Here is a 21,480-nt window from a genome sequence, read left to right on the forward strand (position 1 = left end):
GAAGTGGGAGCGGGCTTGCTCGCTCCCACATTGGCGTCGCGGTGAGTTATCGGCCTGTCACCCCCGCGTTGTCCCGGCTTCCCATGACATACACCTCCCCGTGGATGTTTTAGTTTTCCAGCCCTGTGGAAAGCCCTGGGGCACGTATTCGATCCCTCTCTTTTTGAACCTGACGATAACGGTGTCCTGCCCCAGACGGGCTTGGCGCTGCTGCTCGATGCCCGATGTACAGGTTGCCATTGAAACCGGACTTTCTCGTCACTGTTTTCGAATCTTAAGCAGGTCACAACATGCACTTCAGCGAATTGATGGCAGTTCTTTCGACCCACGCGATCCATCTGCAACGTGAGGAGGATGACCTGATCATCCTCGGCGACGATGAGGCGCTTGATGATGGGTTGATCGACAACGTGCGCGCGCACAAGGCGCAATTGCTTGAGTTGATTACCCGCAACGGGGGTGACTGGTTGAGCCCGGCTTACCGCATTACCCCGCAGATGCTGCCGTTGACCACGCTGGACCAGGCGACCATCGACCAGATCGTCGATGCCGTGCCGGGCGGGCTGGCCAATGTCAAGGACATCTACCCGCTGGCGCCGTTGCAGGAAGGCATGTTGTACCACCACTTGAGCGCAGAACGGGGCGACCCTTATTTGCTGCAGTCGCAGTACGCCTTCGACAGCCGCGCGCGCCTGGAGCACTTCATTCAGGCGTTGCAGTACGTGATCAAACGTCACGACATCCTGCGTACCACCGTGGCCTGGGAAAGCCTGGATGAACCGGTGCAGGTGGTGCTGCGCAAGGCCACGTTGAACCATGAAGAACTGCACCTGGATCCGCGCGACGGCGATGTGCTCGGCCAGTTGCGCGCCCGCTTCGATGCCCGCCACTATCGCCTGGACATTCGCGAGGCGCCGATGATGCGCGTGGCGTTTGCCCTGGATTCGCCGAACCAGCGCTGGGTGGCGGTGCTGCTGTTTCACCATATGGCCCTGGACCATACCGCGATGGAGGTGGTACAGCACGAGATGCAAGCCTTCCTGCTCGGGCAGACCGAGCACCTGGGTGAGCCGGTGCCGTACCGCAACTATGTGGCCCAGGCGCTCCTGGGGGTCAGTGAGCAGCAACACGAAACGTTCTTTCGCGAGATGCTCGGCGACATCGATGAGCCGACGCTGCCGTTCGGTTTACAGGATGTGCAGGGTGACGGCCACGGCATTGAAGAAAGCCACCTGATGCTCGACAACGGCTTGAGCCAGCGTCTGCGCGTGCAGGCGCGTCAGATGGGGGTCAGCGCGGCCAGTGTCATGCACCTGGCGATGGCCCAAGTGCTGGGCAAAGTCTCCGGGCGCCAGGAGGTGGTGTTCGGCACTGTGCTGTTGGGCCGCATGCACGCGGGGGAAGGCTCGGGCCGCGCCCTGGGGATGTTCATCAACACCTTGCCGCTGCGCGTGAGCGTGGGTGAGCAAAGCGTACGCAGCGGCCTGAAGCTGACCCACCAGCGCCTCACCGCCTTGCTCCAGCATGAACACGCCTCGTTGGCCCTGGCCCAGCGTTGCAGCGGTGTGGCGCCACCTACGCCGTTGTTCAGCGCCATGCTCAACTACCGCCACAGTGCTTCAGGCGGCAGTGTCGAGGCCCAGGCGGCCTGGGCCGGCATGCAAGCCCTGGGCGCGGAAGAGCGCACCAACTACCCGCTGACCGTCAACCTCGACGACCTGGGGGAAGACTTCCACATCACCGTGCTCGCCGACGCCGAAATCGGTGCGTCGCGCGTCGCCCATTACCTGCACGCGGCATTGGACAGTCAGGTGGCTGCCCTGGAACACACGCCAGAGGCACCTTTGCACAGCCTGGGCATCCTGCCGGCGACCGAACGCCAACACCTGCTGCAACACTGCAACAGCAGCGACGCGGTGTTTGCCGACAGTGCGTTGATCCATGCCCAATTCGAAGCGCAGGCGGCGGCACACCCCGACGCCTGCGCACTGGTCTATGAAGACCGGCACTTGAGCTACGGCGAACTGAACCGCCGCGCCAACCAGGTTGCGCATCGCCTGTTGAGCCTGGGCGTGCATGTGGATGACCGCGTGGCGATCTGCGTCGAACGTGGCCTGGACATGATCATTGGCCTGCTGGGCATCCTCAAGGCGGGTGCCGGCTATGTACCGATTGACCCGGCCTACCCGCAAGAGCGCATCCGCTACACCTTGCAAGACAGCGCACCGGTCGCGGTGCTGGTGCAGCAGGCGACACATGCGTTGGTTGCTGAGTTGTCAGTGCCGGTGATCGACCTGGATGCCTGCGACTGCCAGGCTGAATCGACCGATAACCCTGACGTTGCAGGTCTCACCTCGGCGAACCTGGCGTATGTGATCTACACCTCCGGCTCCACCGGCCTGCCCAAGGGCGTGATGATCGAACACCGCAACGTGGCGCGTTTGTTCAGCGCCACCGAGGCGTGGTTCAACTTCGATGATCAGGACGTGTGGGCGCTGTTCCATTCGTTTGCCTTCGACTTCTCCGTATGGGAAATCTGGGGTGCGCTGATGCACGGTGGGCAGTTGCTGGTGGTGCCGCAGCTTACCAGTCGTTCGCCGGACGCCTGTTATGCCTTGCTGTGCAGCGCCGGCGTGACCATCCTCAACCAGACGCCAAGTGCGTTCCGTTCGTTGATCGCGGCCCAGGGCCAGAGCGAACTCAAGCACGCCCTGCGCCAGGTGATCTTTGGCGGTGAAGCCCTGGAGCCAGGCATTCTGAAACCGTGGTATGCGCGCAGCAGCAACGCCGCGACGCAGCTAGTAAACATGTACGGCATCACCGAAACCACGGTGCACGTGACCTACCGTGCCCTTGAAGCGGCGGATGCCCGGTTGGTGGGTGTCAGCCCGATTGGCGGGCGCATTCCCGACCTGCAGCTGTATGTACTGGACGAGCAGCGTGAGCCGGTGCCAGTTGGCGTGGTGGGCGAGTTGTATGTCGGCGGCGCCGGCGTTGCCCGTGGCTACCTGAACCGGCCGGAACTGAATGCCGAACGGTTTATCGCCGACCCCTTCAGCACCCGTGCCGGGGCGCGCTTGTATCGCAGCGGTGACCTCGGGCGTCGCCTGGCCGATGGCAGCATCGACTACCTGGGGCGCAATGACGACCAGGTGAAGATCCGTGGTTTCCGTATCGAGCTGGGTGAGATTGAAGCGCGCCTGGCCGCCTGTGACGGCGTGCGCGAGGCCGTGGTAATTGCCCGTGAAGACGAGCCCGGCGACCAGCGCCTGGTGGCTTACCTCATTGCCTGCGAGGGGGCCGAACCGTCGGCCGCCGAGTTGCGCCAGCAGTTGCTGCTGTCCCTGGCCGAGTACATGGTGCCCGCCGCCTTTGTGCGGGTGGCGCAGTTGCCGTTGACCACCAACGGCAAGCTCGACCGCAAAGCCCTGCCGGCGCCGGATGCCGACGCGTTGGCGCGCCGGCAGTACGCGGCCCCCGAAGGGGAGGTGGAAGCCACGATTGCCGCGATCTGGCAGGACTTGCTCGGGGTAGAGCGCGTGGGGCGTGAGGATCACTTTTTCGAACTGGGGGGCCACTCACTGCTGGCCGTCAAGCTGATCGAGCGCATGCGCCAGGTCGGCCTGGGCGCCGATGTACGCGTATTGTTTGGCCAACCCACCCTGGCCGCACTCGCGGCCGCCGTGGCCGGTGCGAACAAGGATGTGGTGGTGCCCGCCAACCGTGTGCCCGAGGGTTGCGAACACATCACCCCGGACATGCTGCCCCTGGCTGAACTGGACCAGGCCGGCATTGACCGCATTGTCGCGACGGTGCCGGGCGGTGCGGCCAACGTCCAGGAAATCTACAGCCTGGCGCCGCTGCAAGAAGGGATCTTGTATCACCATCTCGCCGCTGCCCAAGGCGATCCCTACCTGCAATACGCGACGTTCAGCTTTGACAGCCGCGACCGCCTGCAACGGTTTGCCGCTGCGCTGCAAGGCGTGATTTCCCGGCATGACATCCTGCGCACCGCAGTGGTGTGGGAGCGTCTTGATGAGCCGGTGCAAGTGGTCTGGCGCGAAGCTGAGCTGGGCGTCGACGAGATTCACCTGGACCCGGCCGGCGGCGATATCGCCACGCAATTGACCGAATGCCTCAACCCGCGTCATCACCGCCTGGATATTCGCCAGGCGCCGATGATGCGCATCGGTTACAGCGAAGATGCGCCGAACCAACGCTGGGTCGCGGTGTTGCTGCTGCACCATCTGGTGGATGACGCCACCTCGTTGCGCATGCTGACCTCAGAGATCGAAGCCCACACCCGTGGCGAAGAAGCGTTGCTGGCGCCGTCGGTGCCGTACCGTAATTATGTGGCGCAGGCACGCCAGGGCGTGAGTCGCGAGGAGCACGAAGCGTTCTTTACCGAGATGTTGGGGGACATTGACGAGCCCACCTTGCCGTTTGGCCTGCAAGACGTGCAGGGCGATGGGCATGGCGTCGAGGAGGTGGTCCTGGCGCTGGATGATCGCCTCAGCCAGCGTTTGCGCGCGCAGTCACGCCAACTGGGTGTGACGCCGGCCAGCCTGTATCACTTGGCATGGGCCCGGGTGCTGGGCGGCCTGTCGGGGCGCAACGATGTGGTGTTCGGCACCGTATTGCTGGGACGTTTGCAGGGCGGTGAAGGTTCCGACCGTGCCCTCGGCATGTTCATCAATACCTTGCCGCTGCGGGTCAGCCTGGGGGAGGCCGGTGTGCGCGCCATGGTCAAGAGTACCCACACGCGCTTGACCGGTTTGCTCGGCCATGAGCATGCCTCGCTGGTGCTGGCGCAGCGCTGCAGTAAAATCGCGGCCTCCACACCGCTGTTCAGTTCGCTGCTCAACTATCGCCAGCTCGGCGGTGCAGACGTCTCGGCAGAAGCGGTAGCGGCCTGGGAAGGCATTGCGGTGCTCGACAGCAAGGAGCGCACCAACTACCCGCTGACCCTGTCGGTCAACGACATGGGCGAGGCATTCAGCCTCTCGGTGATGGCCGATGGGGCGATTGGCGCCGCGCGGGTCTGCAGTTACATGCAGTGCGTCCTCGACAACCTTGTGCAAGCCCTGGAGCAGACCCCGCAGGCCTCGTTGCGAGGCTTGGGGATGCTGCCGGCGCTGGAGCGCGAGCACCTGTTGCAGCACTGGAACGCCACCGACAGCCTGTTTGCCGACGCGGTCTTGATCCACCACCAGGTTGAGCTGCATGCCGCTGAACGCCCTGACGCGACTGCCGTGCTGTTTGACGATGAGCGCCTGAGCTACGGCGAACTGAACCGCCGCGCCAACCAGGTTGCGCATCGCCTGTTGAGCCTGGGTGTGCGCGTGGATGATCGCGTGGCGATCTGCGTCGACCGTGGGCTGGAGATGATCGTCGGCCTGCTGGGCATCCTCAAGGCCGGGGCCGGCTATGTACCGATTGACCCGGCTTACCCGCAGGAGCGCATCAGCTACACCCTGCAAGACAGCGCACCGGTTGCGGTGCTGGTGCAGCAGGCGACTCATGCCTTGGTGGCTGAGTTGTCGGTGCCGGTGATCGACCTGGATTCGACGGGCTTGCAAGTCGAGCCAGTGCTGAATCCACACGTGCCCGACCTCACCTCGGCGAGCCTGGCCTATGTGATCTACACCTCCGGCTCCACCGGCCTGCCCAAGGGCGTGATGATCGAGCACCGTAACGTGGCGCGACTGTTCAGCGCCACCGAAGGCTGGTTCAACTTCAACCACCAGGACGTGTGGGCCTTGTTCCACTCGTTTGCCTTCGACTTCTCGGTGTGGGAAATCTGGGGTGCGCTGATCCATGGCGGCCAGTTGCTGGTGGTGCCGCAGCTCACCAGCCGTTCGCCGGACGAGTGTTATGCGCTGCTGTGCAGCGCCGGCGTGACCATCCTCAACCAGACGCCGAGTGCGTTCCGTTCGTTGATGGCCGCCCAGGGCCAGAGTGCCTTGAAGCACTCCCTGCGGCAGGTCATCTTCGGTGGCGAAGCCCTGGAACCGGGGATTCTCAAGCCCTGGTATGCGCGCACCACCAACGCCGGCACGCAATTGGTGAACATGTACGGCATCACCGAAACCACCGTGCACGTGACCTACCGTGCCCTTGAAGCGGCGGATGCCCAATTGGTGGGCGTCAGCCCCATCGGCGGGCGCATTCCGGACTTGCAGCTGTATGTCCTTGACGACCAGCGCGAACCCGTGCCGGTGGGTGTCGTCGGTGAACTCTATGTCGGCGGTGCGGGGGTTGCCCGTGGCTACCTGAACCGACCTGAATTGAACGCCGAACGGTTTATTGCCGACCCGTTCAGCGGCCGTGCTGACGCCCGCCTGTACAAGACCGGCGACTTGGGGCGCTGGCTGGCGGACGGCAGCATCGATTACCTGGGGCGCAACGATGACCAGGTGAAGATCCGTGGTTTCCGTATCGAGTTGGGTGAGATCCAGGCGCGCCTGGCCGCCTGTGACGGTGTGCGTGAAGCCGTGGTGATTGCCCGCGAAGACGCGCCCGGCAACAAGCGCCTGGTGGCCTATGTCATCGCGGGCGAGGGCGCCGAGCCATCGGCCGCGGCGTTGCGCACAGAGCTGTTGGTGTCGCTGGCCGACTATATGGTGCCCAGCGCGTTCGTCATGCTCGAGCGCTTGCCGTTGACCACCAACGGCAAACTCGATCGCAAGGCCCTGCCGGCCCCCGACAGCGATGCCCTGGCCCGGCGCGAATACGAGCGCCCTGAAGGCGATGTCGAGCAGACCCTCGCCGTACTGTGGCAAGAGTTGCTGGACGTGGCACGCGTGGGTCGCCACGACAACTTCTTTGAGCTGGGCGGTCATTCGCTGCTGGCGGTCAAACTGATCGAACGCATGCGTCAGATCGACTTGAGCGCCGACGTACGCGTGTTGTTCGGCCAACCAACCCTGGCGGCGCTGGCAGCGGCCGTGGGTGGTCATCAAGAGCTGGTGGTACCGGCCAACCTGATCGGCCTGGACTGCTCGCGCATCACGCCGGACTTGCTGCCGCTGGCCGACCTGGACCAGGCCGCCATCGACCGTATCGTCGCCAGCGTGCCGGGCGGCGCACGCAACGTGCAGGACATCTACGCGTTGGCGCCGTTGCAGGACGGCATGCTCTACCATCACTTGGCCGCGCCGCAAGGCGATGCCTACTTGCTGCATATGTTGTTTGCCTTCACCGGGCCGGAGCCGGTGAACCAGTTTGCCAAGGCACTGCAGAGCGTCATCGACCGCCACGACATCTTGCGCAGCAGCATGGTCTGGGACGGGCTCGAAGAGCCGGTGCAGGTGGTTTGGCGCCAGGCAACCCTGGGCCTGGAAGAAGTGGTGATCGACGCGGCCGACGGTGACGTACTGGGGCAATTGCACCGTCAGTTCGACCCGCGCCATTACCGCCTGGATATGCAGCGTGCGCCGCTGATGCACCTGGCCTACACCCAGGACAGCGCCAACCAACGCTGGGTCGGCATCCTGTTGTTCCATCACATGATGCTCGACCACACCGCGCTTGAAGTGCTGATCGAGGAAGTCCAGGCCAGCCTCAAGGGCCATACCGAACACTTGGCGCCGTCGATTCCGTATCGTAACCATGTGGCACAGTCGCGCCTCGGTGCTGATCGACAGGCCCATGAACGCTTCTTCACCGACATGCTCGCTGACATCGATGAACCGACCTTGGCCTTCGGCCTGCGCGATGTGCAGGGCGATGGCAGCGGTGTCGAAGAAGCCCACCTGATGCTTGACAGTCAGTTGAGCGCGCGCCTGCGTGAGCAAGCGCGTCTGCTCGGCGTCAGTGCCGCGAGCCTGATGCACCTGGCCTGGGGCCAGGTGTTGGCGCAGGTGGCCGGGCGTGACGACGTGGTGTTCGGCACGGTGTTGCTCGGCCGCCTGCAAGGTGGTGAAGGTGCCGGCCGTGCCTTGGGGCTGTTCATCAACACCTTGCCACTGCGGGTCAGTGTCGGTGAGCACGGCGCCCGCGAGGCGGTGCGCGTCACCCACGAACGCCTGTCACAATTGCTCGCCCATGAACACGCGTCGTTGTCCCTGGCCCAGCAGTGCAGCGGCCTGCCGGCGGCGCAAGCGCTGTTCAATACCTTGCTCAACTATCGGCACAGCGCGGCGGTCGAGGCCACCAGCGCCGACATTACTGCCTGGGACGGCATCCAGGCCCTGGGCATGGAAGAGCGCACCAACTACCCGCTGGTGTTGAACATCGATGATTTTGGCGCGGGCTTCCAACTCAATGCCCAGGCGCTGGAAAAAATCGGCGCGCAACGGGTCTGCGGCTTTATGCAGAGGGCCCTGGCGCACTTGGTCGACGCATTGGAGGACACGCCACAGCGCGCCTTGAATCAACTGTCGGTGCTGTCGGCCGCCGAGCGTGAGGCGGTGTTGGTCGATGTCAATGCCACCGCCGTGCACTACCCCGAGGCGCAGACCATCCACCGGCTGTTCGAGGCACAGGTCGAGCGGCAACCGGACGCCACGGCGGTGTGCCAGGGCGACCAGCACATCACGTATCGCCAGCTCAACCAGCGCGCCAATCAGTTGGCCCATCGCCTGCTCGAAGAGGGCGTGCGCCCGGATGATCGAGTGGCCATTTGCGCGCGGCGCAGCCTTGAAACCCTGGTCGGCCTGGTGGCGATCCTCAAGGCCGGCGCGGCGTACGTCCCCATCGACCCGGCGCACCCGCAGGAACGCATCGCCTACCTGTTGCAGGACTGCGCGCCGATGCTGGTGCTGGCGCAATCGAGTACCCGTTCATTGCTCGGCGACACGCCATTGCCGGTGATCGAGCTGGACAGCGATCAATGGCATCGCCGCCCGACGCTTGACCCAAGCGTGCAGGGCCTGACGTCAGCGAACCTCGCCTATGTGATCTACACCTCCGGCTCCACCGGTTTGCCTAAAGGCGTGATGGTGGAACACCGCACCCTGGAAAACCTGGTGCACTGGCATTGCCAGGCCTTCAACCTGCACGCCGGCAGCCATACCTCCAGCGTCGCCGGGTTTGGCTTTGACGCCATGGCCTGGGAAGTCTGGCCAGCCCTTTGCGTGGGGGCGACCCTGCACCTGCCGCCGGCCAAGGCGGGCAGCGAAGACATCGACGCGCTGTTGCATTGGTGGCTGGCACAGCCGCTGGACGTGAGCTTCCTGCCGACCCCGGTGGCGGAATACGCGTTCAGCCAGCAAATGCAACACCCGAGCCTGAAGACCTTGCTGATCGGCGGCGACCGCCTGCGCCAGTTCAACACGCCGCAGCGCTTCCAGGTGGTCAACAACTACGGCCCGACCGAGGCCACGGTGGTCGCTACGTCCGGCCTGATCAATGCCGGCCAGCTCTTGCACATTGGCAAACCCATCGCCAATACCCAGGTCTACCTGCTCGATGCGCACCTCAAACCCGTACCTAAAGGTGTGGTCGGTGAGCTGTACGTCGGTGGCGCCGGTGTGGCGCGCGGTTACCTCAACCGTCCGGAACTGACCGCCGAACGTTTCCTGCGTGACCCGTTCAGCCAGGACCCGCTGGCGCGCCTGTATCGTACCGGCGACCTGGCACGTTGGCTGGAGGAGGGCACCCTGGATTACCTGGGCCGTAACGACGACCAGGTGAAAATCCGTGGCGTTCGCATCGAGCTCGGCGAAATCGAAAGCCGCTTGAGCGAGTACCCAGACGTCAGCGAAACCGTGGTGCTCGCACGTGAAGGTCGCCTGGTGGCGTACTTCACCGAACACCAGCCGGTCGACCGTCAAGCCCTGCGCAGTGCGTTGCAGGCGCAGTTGCCGGAGTACATGGTGCCAACCGTGTATGTGCGCCTGGACAGCCTGCCGCTGACCGCCAACGGCAAGCTGGACCGCAAGGCCCTGCCGGTTCCCGATCAGGAGGCATTACTCAGTCGCGGCTACGCGGCGCCCGAGGGTGAGGTGGAAATCGCCCTGGCGCAGATCTGGAGCCAGGTGCTCAAGGTCGAGCAGGTCGGGCGCGAGGATCACTTCTTTGAACTGGGCGGGCACTCGTTGCTGGCCATGCGTTTGATCTCCCAAGTACGCCTGCACCTGGGCGTGGAGCTGGACCTGGCGGCGCTGTTTGCGCACCCGCAACTCTCGGCCCTCGCGCAGGTGGTGGCCAAGGCCGGGCGCAGCCACTTGCCGGCGATTGTGCCGGTGTCCCGCGAAGAGTCGTTGCCGCTGTCGTTTGCCCAGCAACGCCTGTGGTTCCTGGCACAGATGGACAATGCCGCAGCGGCCTACAACATGCCGATCGGCCTGGGCCTGCGTGGCGCACTGGACGCCCTGGCGCTGGAGCGCGCACTGGCGCAGATCGTCAGTCGCCATGAAGTGCTGCGCAGCGCCTTTGTGGTGGACAACGATGAACCGCAGTTGGTGATTACTCCAGTCGAAGGCTCGTTCGTGCTGATGCAGGATGATCTGCGCGAACAGGCTGACGCGCCGCAGCAATTGCAGGCACTGAGCGAGCATGAAGCACTGGCGCCGTTCGACCTGGTCAATGGCCCGTTGCTGCGGGCGCGCCTGGTACGCCTGGGCGATGAGCACCATGTGTTGCTGCTGACGGTGCACCATATTGCTGCCGATGGCTGGTCGATGGGCGTGCTGACCCGCGAAATGGTGGCGTTGTATGGCGCCTACAGCCAGGGCCTGGCCGATCCGTTGCCGCCGTTGGCGTTGCAATACGCCGACTTTGCCGTGTGGCAGCGCCGCTGGTTGAGTGGCGAGGTGCTGCACAAGCAGAACCTGTATTGGCAGCAGACCCTGGCCGGCGCGCCGGCCGTATTGACCCTGCCCACCGACCGGCCGCGTCCGGCGCAGCAGGACTTCAGCGGCGCGGTGCTGCCCTTGCAGCTGGATGCGTCGTTGAGCGAGGGCCTCAAGGCGCTCAGCCAGCGACATGGCACCACCTTGTACATGACCCTGCTGGCGGCGTGGGCGGTGTTGCTGAGTCGCTTGTCCGGGCAGGATGAAGTGGTCATCGGCTCGCCGGTAGCCAACCGCAACCGGGTCGAAGTGGAGGGCCTGATCGGCCTGTTCGTCAACACCCTGGCGGTGCGCATCGATGCCTCGGGCGAACCGACGGTGCAAACCTTGCTGGCGCGGGTCAAGACCCAGGCGCTGGGCGCGCAGGCGCACCAGGACCTGCCGTTCGAGCAAGTGGTGGATATCGTCAAACCGGTGCGCAGCATGGCCTACAGCCCGCTGTTCCAGACCATGCTGACCTGGCAGGGCAGCGAGGGCGCAGCACCGGTATTCGGCGACCTGAGAATGGAGGACGGCGGCCAGATCAACACGGCGGCCAAGTTCGACCTGTCCCTCGAATTGAGCGAAGCCCAAGGCCATATCATCGGTTCCCTGAGCTACGCCACGGCGCTGTTCGATGAGGCGACCCTCACGCGTCACCTGGGTTATTTCGAGCGCCTGTTGCAGGCCATGGTCAGCGATGATCAGGGTGTGCTGGCGCGCGTGCCGTTGCTCGATGAGTCGGAGCGCCAACAGCAACTGGCCGCGCTCAGTGGCCTGCGCACACCGCTCAACCCCGGCACCGTGCACAGTCTGTTTGAAGCCCAGGCCGTGCGCACCCCAGACGCGCTGGCAGTGCAGGCGGGTGAGCACTCGCTGAGCTACCGCGAACTCAACGAGCGCGCCAACCAACTGGCCCATCATCTGCGCCAGCTCGGCGTACAACCGGATGCACGCGTGGCGATTTGTGTCGAGCGCAGCCCTGAATTGATCGTCGGCCTGCTGGCGATACTAAAGGCCGGCGGCGCCTACGTGCCGATCGACGCGAACTACCCGTTGGAACGCATTCACTACATGCTGCAAGACAGCGCTCCAGCGGCGTTGCTGGTGCATGGCGTGACCGCACAGCTGGCCTGCACGCCGGGGCTGCCAGTGGTCGACCTTGACGGTGACGACTGGCGCGAGCACGCCCTGGATAACCCGCAGGTGGCCGGGTTGAGCCCGACGCACCTGACCTACGTGATCTACACCTCGGGCTCCACCGGCCAGCCCAAAGGCGTGATGGTCGAGCACCAGGGCGTGGTCAACATGCTTGGCTGGTACCTCGCAGACGTCGGGCTGGACGCCAGCGATGCGGTGCTGCTGCTGACCTCCCACAGCTTCGACCTGACCCAGAAAAACATCTTCGCCAGCCTTGCCGTCGGCGCCACCTTGCACCTGGCGGACAGCCCGTTTGATCCGGTGAGCATCGTGCGCCAGATCGGCGAGCAGGCGATCACCCATATCAACCTGGCACCGAGTGCGTTCTATGCGCTGATCGATGCCGACCCGCAACAGGTGTTGAGCGGCCTGCGCCGGGTGGTCCTGGGCGGTGAGCCGATCAAACTGTCGCAGTTGGAAAAACTGCAGGCCCCGCGCCCACGCTTCATCAACAGCTATGGCCCGACCGAGTGCAGCGACGTGGTGGCGTGGCACGCGGTTGACGCCGACCTGTCGCGCTACGGGGCCGGCGATATTCCCCTGGGCCAGCCGTTGCGCAACCTGACGCTCTACGTGCTGGATGCCTACGGGCAACCGGTGCCGACCGGCAGCGTCGGTGAGCTGTACATCGGCGGCGCCGGTGTGGCGCGCGGTTACCTCAACCGTGAAGCACTGACGGCCGAGCGTTTCCTCGACGACCCGCACACTCCCGGCGGGCGCATGTACCGCACCGGCGACCTGGCGCGTTATCGTCCAGACGGCACGCTCGACTACCTGGGGCGCAATGACGACCAGGTCAAAATTCGCGGCCTGCGCATCGAGCTCGGCGAAATCGAAGCCTTGCTCGCGGCCTGCCCCGAGGTCATCGAAGCGGCGGTACTGGTGCGTGATGAACGCCTGGTGGCGTACTTCACAGGGCAGGCGCCAAAGGTCGAAGACCTGCGCACCTACCTGCAAAGCGCACTGCCGGAGTACATGGTGCCGTCGGCCTATGTGCAGCTCGCAGCATGGCCGCTGAGCCCCAACGGCAAGATGGATCGCAAGGCGCTGCCGGCGCCGGGCCTCGATGCGGTAGTCAGTGGCGTGTATGAAGCGCCCGAAGGCGAGCTTGAAACCACGCTGGCGCAGATCTGGCAGGATTTGCTGGGGTTGGAGCAGGTCGGGCGCCAGGGGCATTTCTTTGAATTGGGCGGGCACTCGCTGTTGGCGATGCGCCTGATCTCCCAGGTGCGCCAGCGCCTGGGCGTGGAGTTGAGCCTGGCCGAGTTGTTTGCCCAGCCGCAACTGGCCGCATTGGCCCAGGTGTTGGCCCAGGCGGCACGCAGCACCTTGCCGGCCATCTTGGCGGTGCCAAGGGATCAGGACTTGCCGCTGTCGTTCGCCCAGCAACGTTTGTGGTTCCTGGCGCAGATGGAAGGCGCCAGCACGGCCTACAACATGCCGATTGCCCTCGGGTTGCGCGGTCACCTGGATGCCCAGGCGCTGGAACGCGCCCTGGCCGCCATCGTGGCGCGTCACGAAGCCCTGCGCAGCCGGTTTGTGCAACACGACGATGAACCACGGGTGCGGATTGACCCGGTCGAGCAGGGGTTCGCGCTGCTGCGCCTGCCAGTCGACAACGACGCCGCGTTGCAGGCGCATATCAGTGCCGACGCGTTGGAACCCTTCGACCTGGAGCAAGGGCCGTTGATTCGTGCAAGCCTGTTGCGCCGTGCCGACGACCACCATGTGCTATTGCTGACCATGCACCACATCGTCTCCGATGGTTGGTCGATGGGCGTGCTCACCCATGAACTGATGGCGCTGTACGAGGCGTTCCGTCTTGGCCACGCCGATCCGCTGCCGCCGTTGGCCCTGCAATACAGCGACTTTGCCGTATGGCAACGGCGTTGGTTGAGTGGCGAAGTCCTGCAGCAGCAAAGCCAGTACTGGCAGCAGGCGCTCGCCGATGCGCCTGCGCTGCTGATGCTACCCACCGACCGCCCACGGCCGGCTCGCCAGGACTACAGCGGCGCCACCCTGAGCGTGCTGCTCGACGTCAACCTGACCGCCGGGCTCAAGGCCCTGAGCCAGCGCCACGGCACCACGTTGTACATGACCATGATGGCGGCGTGGGCCGCGTTGCTCTGCCGGTTGTCCGGCCAGGATGAAGTGGTGATCGGTTCACCGGCCGCCAACCGCATGCGCGCCGAAGTCGAAGGGCTGATCGGCCTGTTCGTCAACACCCTGGCGGTGCGTATCGGCGCCGGCGCAGACTTGAGCGTGGCCGCCTTGCTGGCCCACGCCAAGGACCGCACGTTGGCGGCGCAGGCCCACCAGGACTTGCCGTTCGAGCAAGTGGTGGAGGTGCTCAAGCCGGCGCGCAGCCTGGCCCATAGCCCGATATTCCAGACCCTGCTGACCTGGCAGAACAGCGACGGCCAGAGCCTGGTGATGGGTGACTTGCAGTTCGAAGGGGTTGGCGAGGCCAGCAGCTTTTCCAAGTTCGACCTGTCATTGGACCTCAGCGAGGTGCAGGGCCATATCGCCGGTGCGCTGGAATACGCCACCGCGTTGTTTGACGAGACCACGATGCAACGTTACCTGGGCTACTTCGAGCGCCTTTTGCAGGCGATGGTCGCCGACGATCAGGCCCTGCTCGCACATATCCCGTTGCTGGATGAAGACGAGCGCGACTACCTGCTGCACGACCTCAACGCCAACCACGTGGCCTATCCGCACGACAGCACCCTTCACCAGTTGTTCGAGGCCCAGGTCGAGGCGCATCCGCAGGCCATCGCTGTGGCGTTCGAACAGCAACGCCTCAGTTATGCCGAGCTGAACCGCCGGGCCAACCGCCTCGCGCACCAGTTGATCGGCCTGGGGGTCGGCCCGGATGACCGCGTGGCAATCTGCGCCGAGCGGGGCGACGAAGTGCTGGTCGGCCTGCTCGGGGTGCTGAAAGCCGGCGCCGCCTATGTGCCGCTGGACCCCAACTACCCGCCGGAGCGCCTGGCCTACATGATCGCCGACAGTACGCCGTCGGTGGTGCTGAGCCAACGCGCGCTGCTGGAGCGCCTGCCGGCGCTGGCGATTCCCCACGTGCTGCTCGACGCCCCGCATACGGGCGCCGAACACAACCCACAGGTGCCGGGCCTGACGGCGCGTCACCTGGCATATGTGATCTACACCTCGGGTTCGACCGGCAATCCCAAGGGCGTGATGATCGAGCACCGTGGGCTGGTCAACTACAGCCTGGACGCCGCACGCCTGTTCGGCCTGACCGCGCAGGACACGGTGTTGCAACAGAACACCCTGAACTTCGACCTGTCGGTGGAGGAGATCTTCCCGGCCCTGCTGGCGGGTGCAACCCTGGCGCCGAGCCGCCACGTATTCGGCAGCGAAGCCGCGCAGGACCCTGCGATCACGCTCACCGTCCTGCACCTGACGGCCGCGCACTGGCACACCCTGGCCGCCGAATGGCACCACACGCCGCACCAGGCCCAGGCGCATTTGCAGCATGTGCGCTTGATCAACGTCACCGGGGATGCGTTGTCGGCGCAGAAATTGAAACTGTGGGACGAAGTGCGTCCGGCCCATACCCGCCTGATCAACACCTATGGCCCGACGGAAGCGACGGTGTCCTGCACCGCGGCCTACGTGACTCATAGCGCGGACACCAACGGCAACACGACCATCGGCAAACCGATGGCCAACACCCGTATCTACCTGCTGGACAGCCAGCAGCAGCCGGTGCCGCTCGGTGTAGCGGGGGAGATCTTCATCGGCGGGGACGGTGTGGCACGCGGTTACCTGAACCTCGACGCGATCAGCGCCGAGCGCTTCATCGCTGACCCGTTCAGCACCGCGCCGGGTGCGCGGATGTACAAGACCGGTGACCTGGCACGCTACCTGGCCGATGGTTCGATCGAGTACCTGGGCCGCAATGACTTCCAGGTCAAGGTGCGCGGTTTCCGCATCGAATTGGGCGAGATCGAAGCGCGCCTCGGCAACTGCGCCGGAGTCAAGGAAGCGGCTGTGATTGCCCGCGAAGACCTGCCCGGCGAGAAGCGCCTGGTGGCCTACGTGGTGCCGCACGCCGGGGTCAGCCTCACGGCGGCCGGGCTGCGCAGCTACCTGGCGCCGTTACTGGCCGAATACATGATCCCGTCGGCGTTCGTGACCCTGGACGCATTGCCGCTGACGCCTAACCGCAAACTCGACCGCAAGGCGTTGCCGGCCCCGGATCATCTGGCGGTGGCCAGCCGTGATTACCAGGCGCCCGAGGGGCGTATCGAACGCAGCCTCGCACTGATCTGGGCGCAGGTCTTGCAGCTGGAGCAGGTTGGTCGGCATGACAACTTCTTCGAGCTGGGAGGGCATTCGCTGCTGGCGGTCAAACTGGTGGAGCGCATGCGCCAGGAAGACCTTCGGGTTGACGTCGGTGCCTTGTTTACCCACCCAACCCTCGCCGGGTTGGCCAAGGTCGTGGGCAGCCGCCGTGCACTGGTGATCCCGGCCAATGGCATTACCGCCGAGTGCCAACGGATTACCCCGCAGATGTTGCCGCTGGCCAGCCTCGGCCAGGACGAAATCGATAGCCTGGTCGCCGGCGTGCCGGGCCAACTGGCCAACGTACAGGATATCTACGGCATGACGCCGTTGCAGGAGGGCATTCTCTACCACCATTTGCTCGCGGATGAAGGCGACGTGTACCTGGAGCAGGCGTCGTTCAACTTTGACCGCCGCGAGCGCCTCGACGCCTTTGCCCACGCCTTGCAAGGCGTGGTCGAGCGCAACGATATCCTGCGCTCGACCATGCGCTGGGAAGGCTTGAGTGAGCCGGTGCAGGTGGTGCTGCGCCAGGTGCCATTTGCCCTCGAGGAGATCAGCCTGGAAGGCGAGGGGGACGCCGCCGCGCAACTGCGTGAGCGCTTCCACCCGCGACACTTGCGCATGGACCTGCGTGACGCCCCGCTGATGCGCCTGGTGTGTGCCTATGACGGTCCGCAACAGCGCTGGTCTGCACTGTTTATGTTCCACCACATGCTGTTCGACCACGTGGCCATGGACATCCTGCAAGACGAGTTGCAGGCGTTCCTTTCGGGCCAGGAAGCCCGCTTGAATGCGCCGGTGCCGTACCGCAACTACGTGGCCCAGGCGCGCCTGGGCATGACCGAACAGGAGCATGAAGCGTTCTTCAGCGCAATGCTGGCCGACATCGACGAGCCAACCCTGCCGTTCGGCCTGCACGATGTGCAAGCCGGTGGCGTGCTGGAACTGGCGCAACTGCCCGTGGAAGACGGCCTCGGCCAGCGTCTGCGCAGTGCTGCGCGGCAACTGGGGGTGAGTGCCGCGAGCCTGATCCATGTGGCCTGGGCCCAGGTGTTGGCGCATGTCTGCGGCCAGGATGACGTGGTCTTCGGTACCGTGCTGATGGGCGGCATGCAGGGCGGCGAACGCGCCCTGGGGCTGTTTATCAACACCTTGCCGCTGCGCGTGAGTGTTGGTGCCGAAAGCGCGCAGGCTGGGGTCAAGGCGACCCATGCCCGCCTGAGCACGCTGTTGAGCCATGAACACGCATCCCTGGCCCTGGCGCAGCGTTGCAGCGGCGTGGCCGCGCCGGCACCGCTGTTCAGTGCCTTGCTCAACTACCGTCACAGTGTCGGCGCCGCCGCCAGTGAGGACCTTGCGGTATGGGCCGGTATCCAGGCCCTGGGCGGTGAAGAGCGCAGTAACTATCCGCTGTCGCTGGACGTCGATGACTTTGGCCAGGCCTTTGCCTTGACCGTGCAGGTCAGCCCGGAGGTGGGCGCGCAGCGCGTATGTGCCTATATGCACGGCGCGTTGGACAGCCTGGTGGACGCCTTGGAGCGCACCCCGAACGCTTCGCTGAGCAGCCTGGAGATTCTGCCGCTGGTCGAGCGTCGCCAAGTGTTGCTGGACTTCAACCAGACCCGCACCGACGACGCCCAGGATCAACTGATCCATGGGGTGTTCGAGCAACAGGTACTGCGCAATGCCGATGCCATCGCGCTGGAGTTCGACGGTCAGTCGCTCACCTATGGCGAGTTGAATGCCCAGGCCAACCAGTTGGCCCATCATTTGATCGCCCTCGGCGTGCAGCCCGATGACCGTGTAGCCATTGCCCTGGAACGCGGAACCCAGATGGTGGTGGCGTTGCTCGCCAGCCTGAAGGCCGGTGCCGCCTACGTGCCGCTCGACCCGGCCTACCCACCACAACGCCTGGCCTTCATGCTGGCCGACAGTGCGCCGCGGCTGTTGCTCAGTGAGTACGCGGTACTGCCGTTGCTCGGCGCACTGCCACCGGCGTTGCACGTGGTGACCTTGAACAGTGCGCTGCAACCCTGGCGTGAGCTGAGCGAGCACAACCCGCTTGCGGCTGAACGGGGTCTGCACAGCGAACACCTGGCCTATGTGCTCTACACCTCCGGTTCCACCGGCACGCCCAAAGGCGTGATGATCGAGCATGCCGGCCTGTGCAACGAGATCCGCGCCATTCGTGGCTTGACCGGCTTGACGGCGGGGGATCGCGCGCTGCAATTTGCGTCCATCAACTTTGATGCCTCCATCGAGGAGATCTTCGGGGCGCTGACCTGCGGTGCCACCCTGGTGTTGCGCAGCGCTGCGTGGCTGAATGATGCCGCTCAATTCTGGGCACTGGCGGCGCAGGCGCGCTTGTCGGTGATCAGCCTGCCGACGCGGTTCTGGCAGGGCCTGGCGGACGACCATGCGACAGCCATCCCGGCCTGTGTGCGGGTGATTGTGGTCGGCGGCGAAGAGCTGAACCCGCAAGCGGTGCAGCACTGGTTCCTGCGCAGCGGGCATACGCCACGCTTGCTCAATACCTATGGCCCCACCGAGGCCACGATCATCGCCACCGCCAATGAGGTCTGCGCGGCCAACCCGCAACCACGTGCGATTGGCCGCCCGATTGCCAATACCCGCGTGTATGTGCTGGATGCCCATGGCCATCCAACCGGATTGGGCGTGGCCGGTGAGATTCATCTTGCTGGTGCCGGTATTGCGCGCGGCTATCTCAACCAGCCGCAACTGAGCAGCGAGCGCTTCCTGGCCGACCCGTTCAACGATGCGCCGGGCCGTCTGTATAAAACCGGTGACCTGGGCCGCTGGCTGCCGGATGGCACCCTGGAGTACCTGGGGCGCAATGACGATCAGGTGAAAATCCGTGGCTTCCGCATAGAACTGGGCGAAGTCGAAAGTGCGCTGCTGGCTTGTGAAGGCGTGCGCGCGGCGGTGGTCATGGCCCGGGATGACAGCGAAGGGCAGGTCAGCGGCAAGCAGTTGGTGGCCTACCTGTGCGGGACGCCGGTTTCGATCGAGCAACTGCGCGAGGAGCTACTGACTCATTTACCGCAGTACATGATGCCCAGTGCCTATGTGCAGATGGACAGCTTGCCGGTAACGCCCAATGGCAAGCTGGACCGTAAGGCGCTGCCGGCGCCGGAACAGGTGATGCTCAGCCGTGACTACGAAGCCCCGGCGGATGCGCTGGAAGCACGGTTGGCGAGCCAATGGGCCCAGGTGCTGAAACTGCCACGCGTGGGGCGTCATGACAGTTTCTTCGAAATGGGCGGGCACTCGTTGCTGGCGATTCGCCTGGTCAGCCTGTTGGCGCAAGCACAGGTGCAGGTGACGTTGGCGGAGTTGTTCCAGCACGCCAGCGTCGCGTCGATGGCGGCGTTGTTGCGCTTGCGCACCGATGCGCCGGCGCCGGAGCAGGGCCTGGTCACCGTGCGTGCCGGGGGCACGCAGGCGCCGCTGTTCCTGGTGCACGAGTTCAGCGGCTTGAATGTGTATTTCCCGGCGCTGGGCCAGCATCTGGACGCTGATGTTCCGGTGTACGGCCTTGAAGGCGTGACCTGGGGTGCGCCGCAGTTGCAGACCATGGAATGCCTGGCCGCCCGGCATATCGACCTGATGCGCACGGTGCAGCCGCACGGGCCTTACCGCCTGGCCGGTTGGTCGTTCGGCGGGGTGCTGGCGTACGAAATAGCGGCGCAGTTGATTGGCATGGACGAGGAGGTGAGCTTCCTCGGCTTGCTCGATACCCACGTGCCGCGCCTGGTGGATCAGGGCAAAGCGCGTTGGTCGTCGGCCCATGCCCACAGCTTGCATCTGCTGGAGCAGTGCCGCGCGTTCTGCCAGGCCCAGGTGCCGGTGGACCGCCACGCACTGGTGACCCTGGCACAGCTGGAGCGCGAAGCCGAGCAACTGGACTTCAACAGCCTGTTGCAACGCTGCCGCGACGCCGGTTTGCTGCAACCGCAGTTGGCGGCACTGTCACGTGATGGCTTGTGGGCTTACCTGGATCGTGAAGTCGCCCACGGCCATGCGCAGGCGCATTACAGCCTGTTCCCGCTGAACATCCCGGTGCATCTGTTTACCGCTGAACAGCGTACCGACGACGCCTCACGCAGCAGCGAGACGCTGGGCTGGGATCAGGTCGTGCCGGCTGCGTTGCTGCAACGCATCGACGTACCGGGCGATCACCAGAGCATGATGCAGGCGCCGCACATTGCGGCGCTGGGCCAGGCCATCGGCACGGCCCTGGGGGCCCTGCCAGCGGCCACGAACCAGGCGCTGCATCAGCCGGTACTGACGATCCAGAGTGGGCAGGCCGGGCGTGCACCGATCTTTTGCATCCCGGGGGCCGGCGACAGCGTGACCGGCTTTATCGGGCTGACCGATGCGTTCGGGCCGGATTGGCCGATCCATGGCCTGCAACCCCGTGGGCTGGACGCCAAAACGGTACCCCATAGCCGTGTGGAATCGGCGGCGCAGGCGTATCGGGTGGCGCTGGAGCAGCAATGCCCGGTCGGGCCCGTGCATCTGCTGGGGCATTCGTTTGGCGGTTGGGTGGCGTTCGAAGTCGCGCTACGCCTGCAGGCGCTGGGGCGTGAAGTGCTGTCCCTGACGCTGGTCGACAGTGAGGCACCTGGCGGCACCGGCGTGGCCGGCAAACCGTACACGGCGACCGGTGTGTTGCTGCGCCTGATCGAAACCATGCAACTGGCGGCCGGCAAACCCTTCGGGATTGATCCGCAGGCGTTTGCCAGCCTTGACGAAACGGCGCAACTGGCGGCGTTGCACGGCGCCATGGTGCGGGTCGGCATGCTCTCGGCACGCTCGACCCCGGATGTGATGTACGGCCCGGCGCGCACCTTCGGTGCCGCGCTGCGCACGGTGTACCAGCCACGCTCGCGCTTCAATGGCCCGATACGCCTGGTGCTGGCCGATGATCCGACCCTGGATGCCCAGGGCAATCAGCGCGAACAGGCCGGCATGATCGAGGGGTGGAGCCGGTATACCGATCACCTGGAGACCTGGTATGGCCCGGGTAACCATTTCACGTTGCTCAAGGCGCCGTATGTTTACAGCTTGGCGTCCTGGTGGCACGACGGGCTGGTCGTGCCGGTCGGCAAGGTGACCTCATGACCTGTGGCAGAGGGGGAGCCGGCACGGGCGCTTGCGCCCTTACCTG

General features: G+C 65.0%; 1 protein-coding gene. It reads left to right on the plus strand.

Translation table 11 applies throughout. The features are described 5' to 3' along the window. Window positions 1-290: 290 nt before the first annotated feature. The gene (locus tag M5B43_RS12855) at window positions 291-21,434 is read left to right on the plus strand and encodes a non-ribosomal peptide synthase/polyketide synthase (protein WP_248750467.1); all 21,144 of its coding nucleotides are present in this window, start codon (window positions 291-293) and stop codon (window positions 21,432-21,434) included. Window positions 21,435-21,480 lie beyond the last annotated feature (46 nt).

The sequence above is a fragment of the Pseudomonas sp. MWU15-20650 genome, assembly GCF_023242475.1.
Taxonomy (GTDB): Bacteria; Pseudomonadota; Gammaproteobacteria; order Pseudomonadales; family Pseudomonadaceae; genus Aquipseudomonas.

What these genes read in the sequence shown, in the direction of transcription:
- M5B43_RS12855 (WP_248750467.1), top strand. Translation starts at nt 291, where the DNA reads ATGCACTTCAGCGAATTGATGGCAGTTCTTTCGACCCACGCGATCCAT.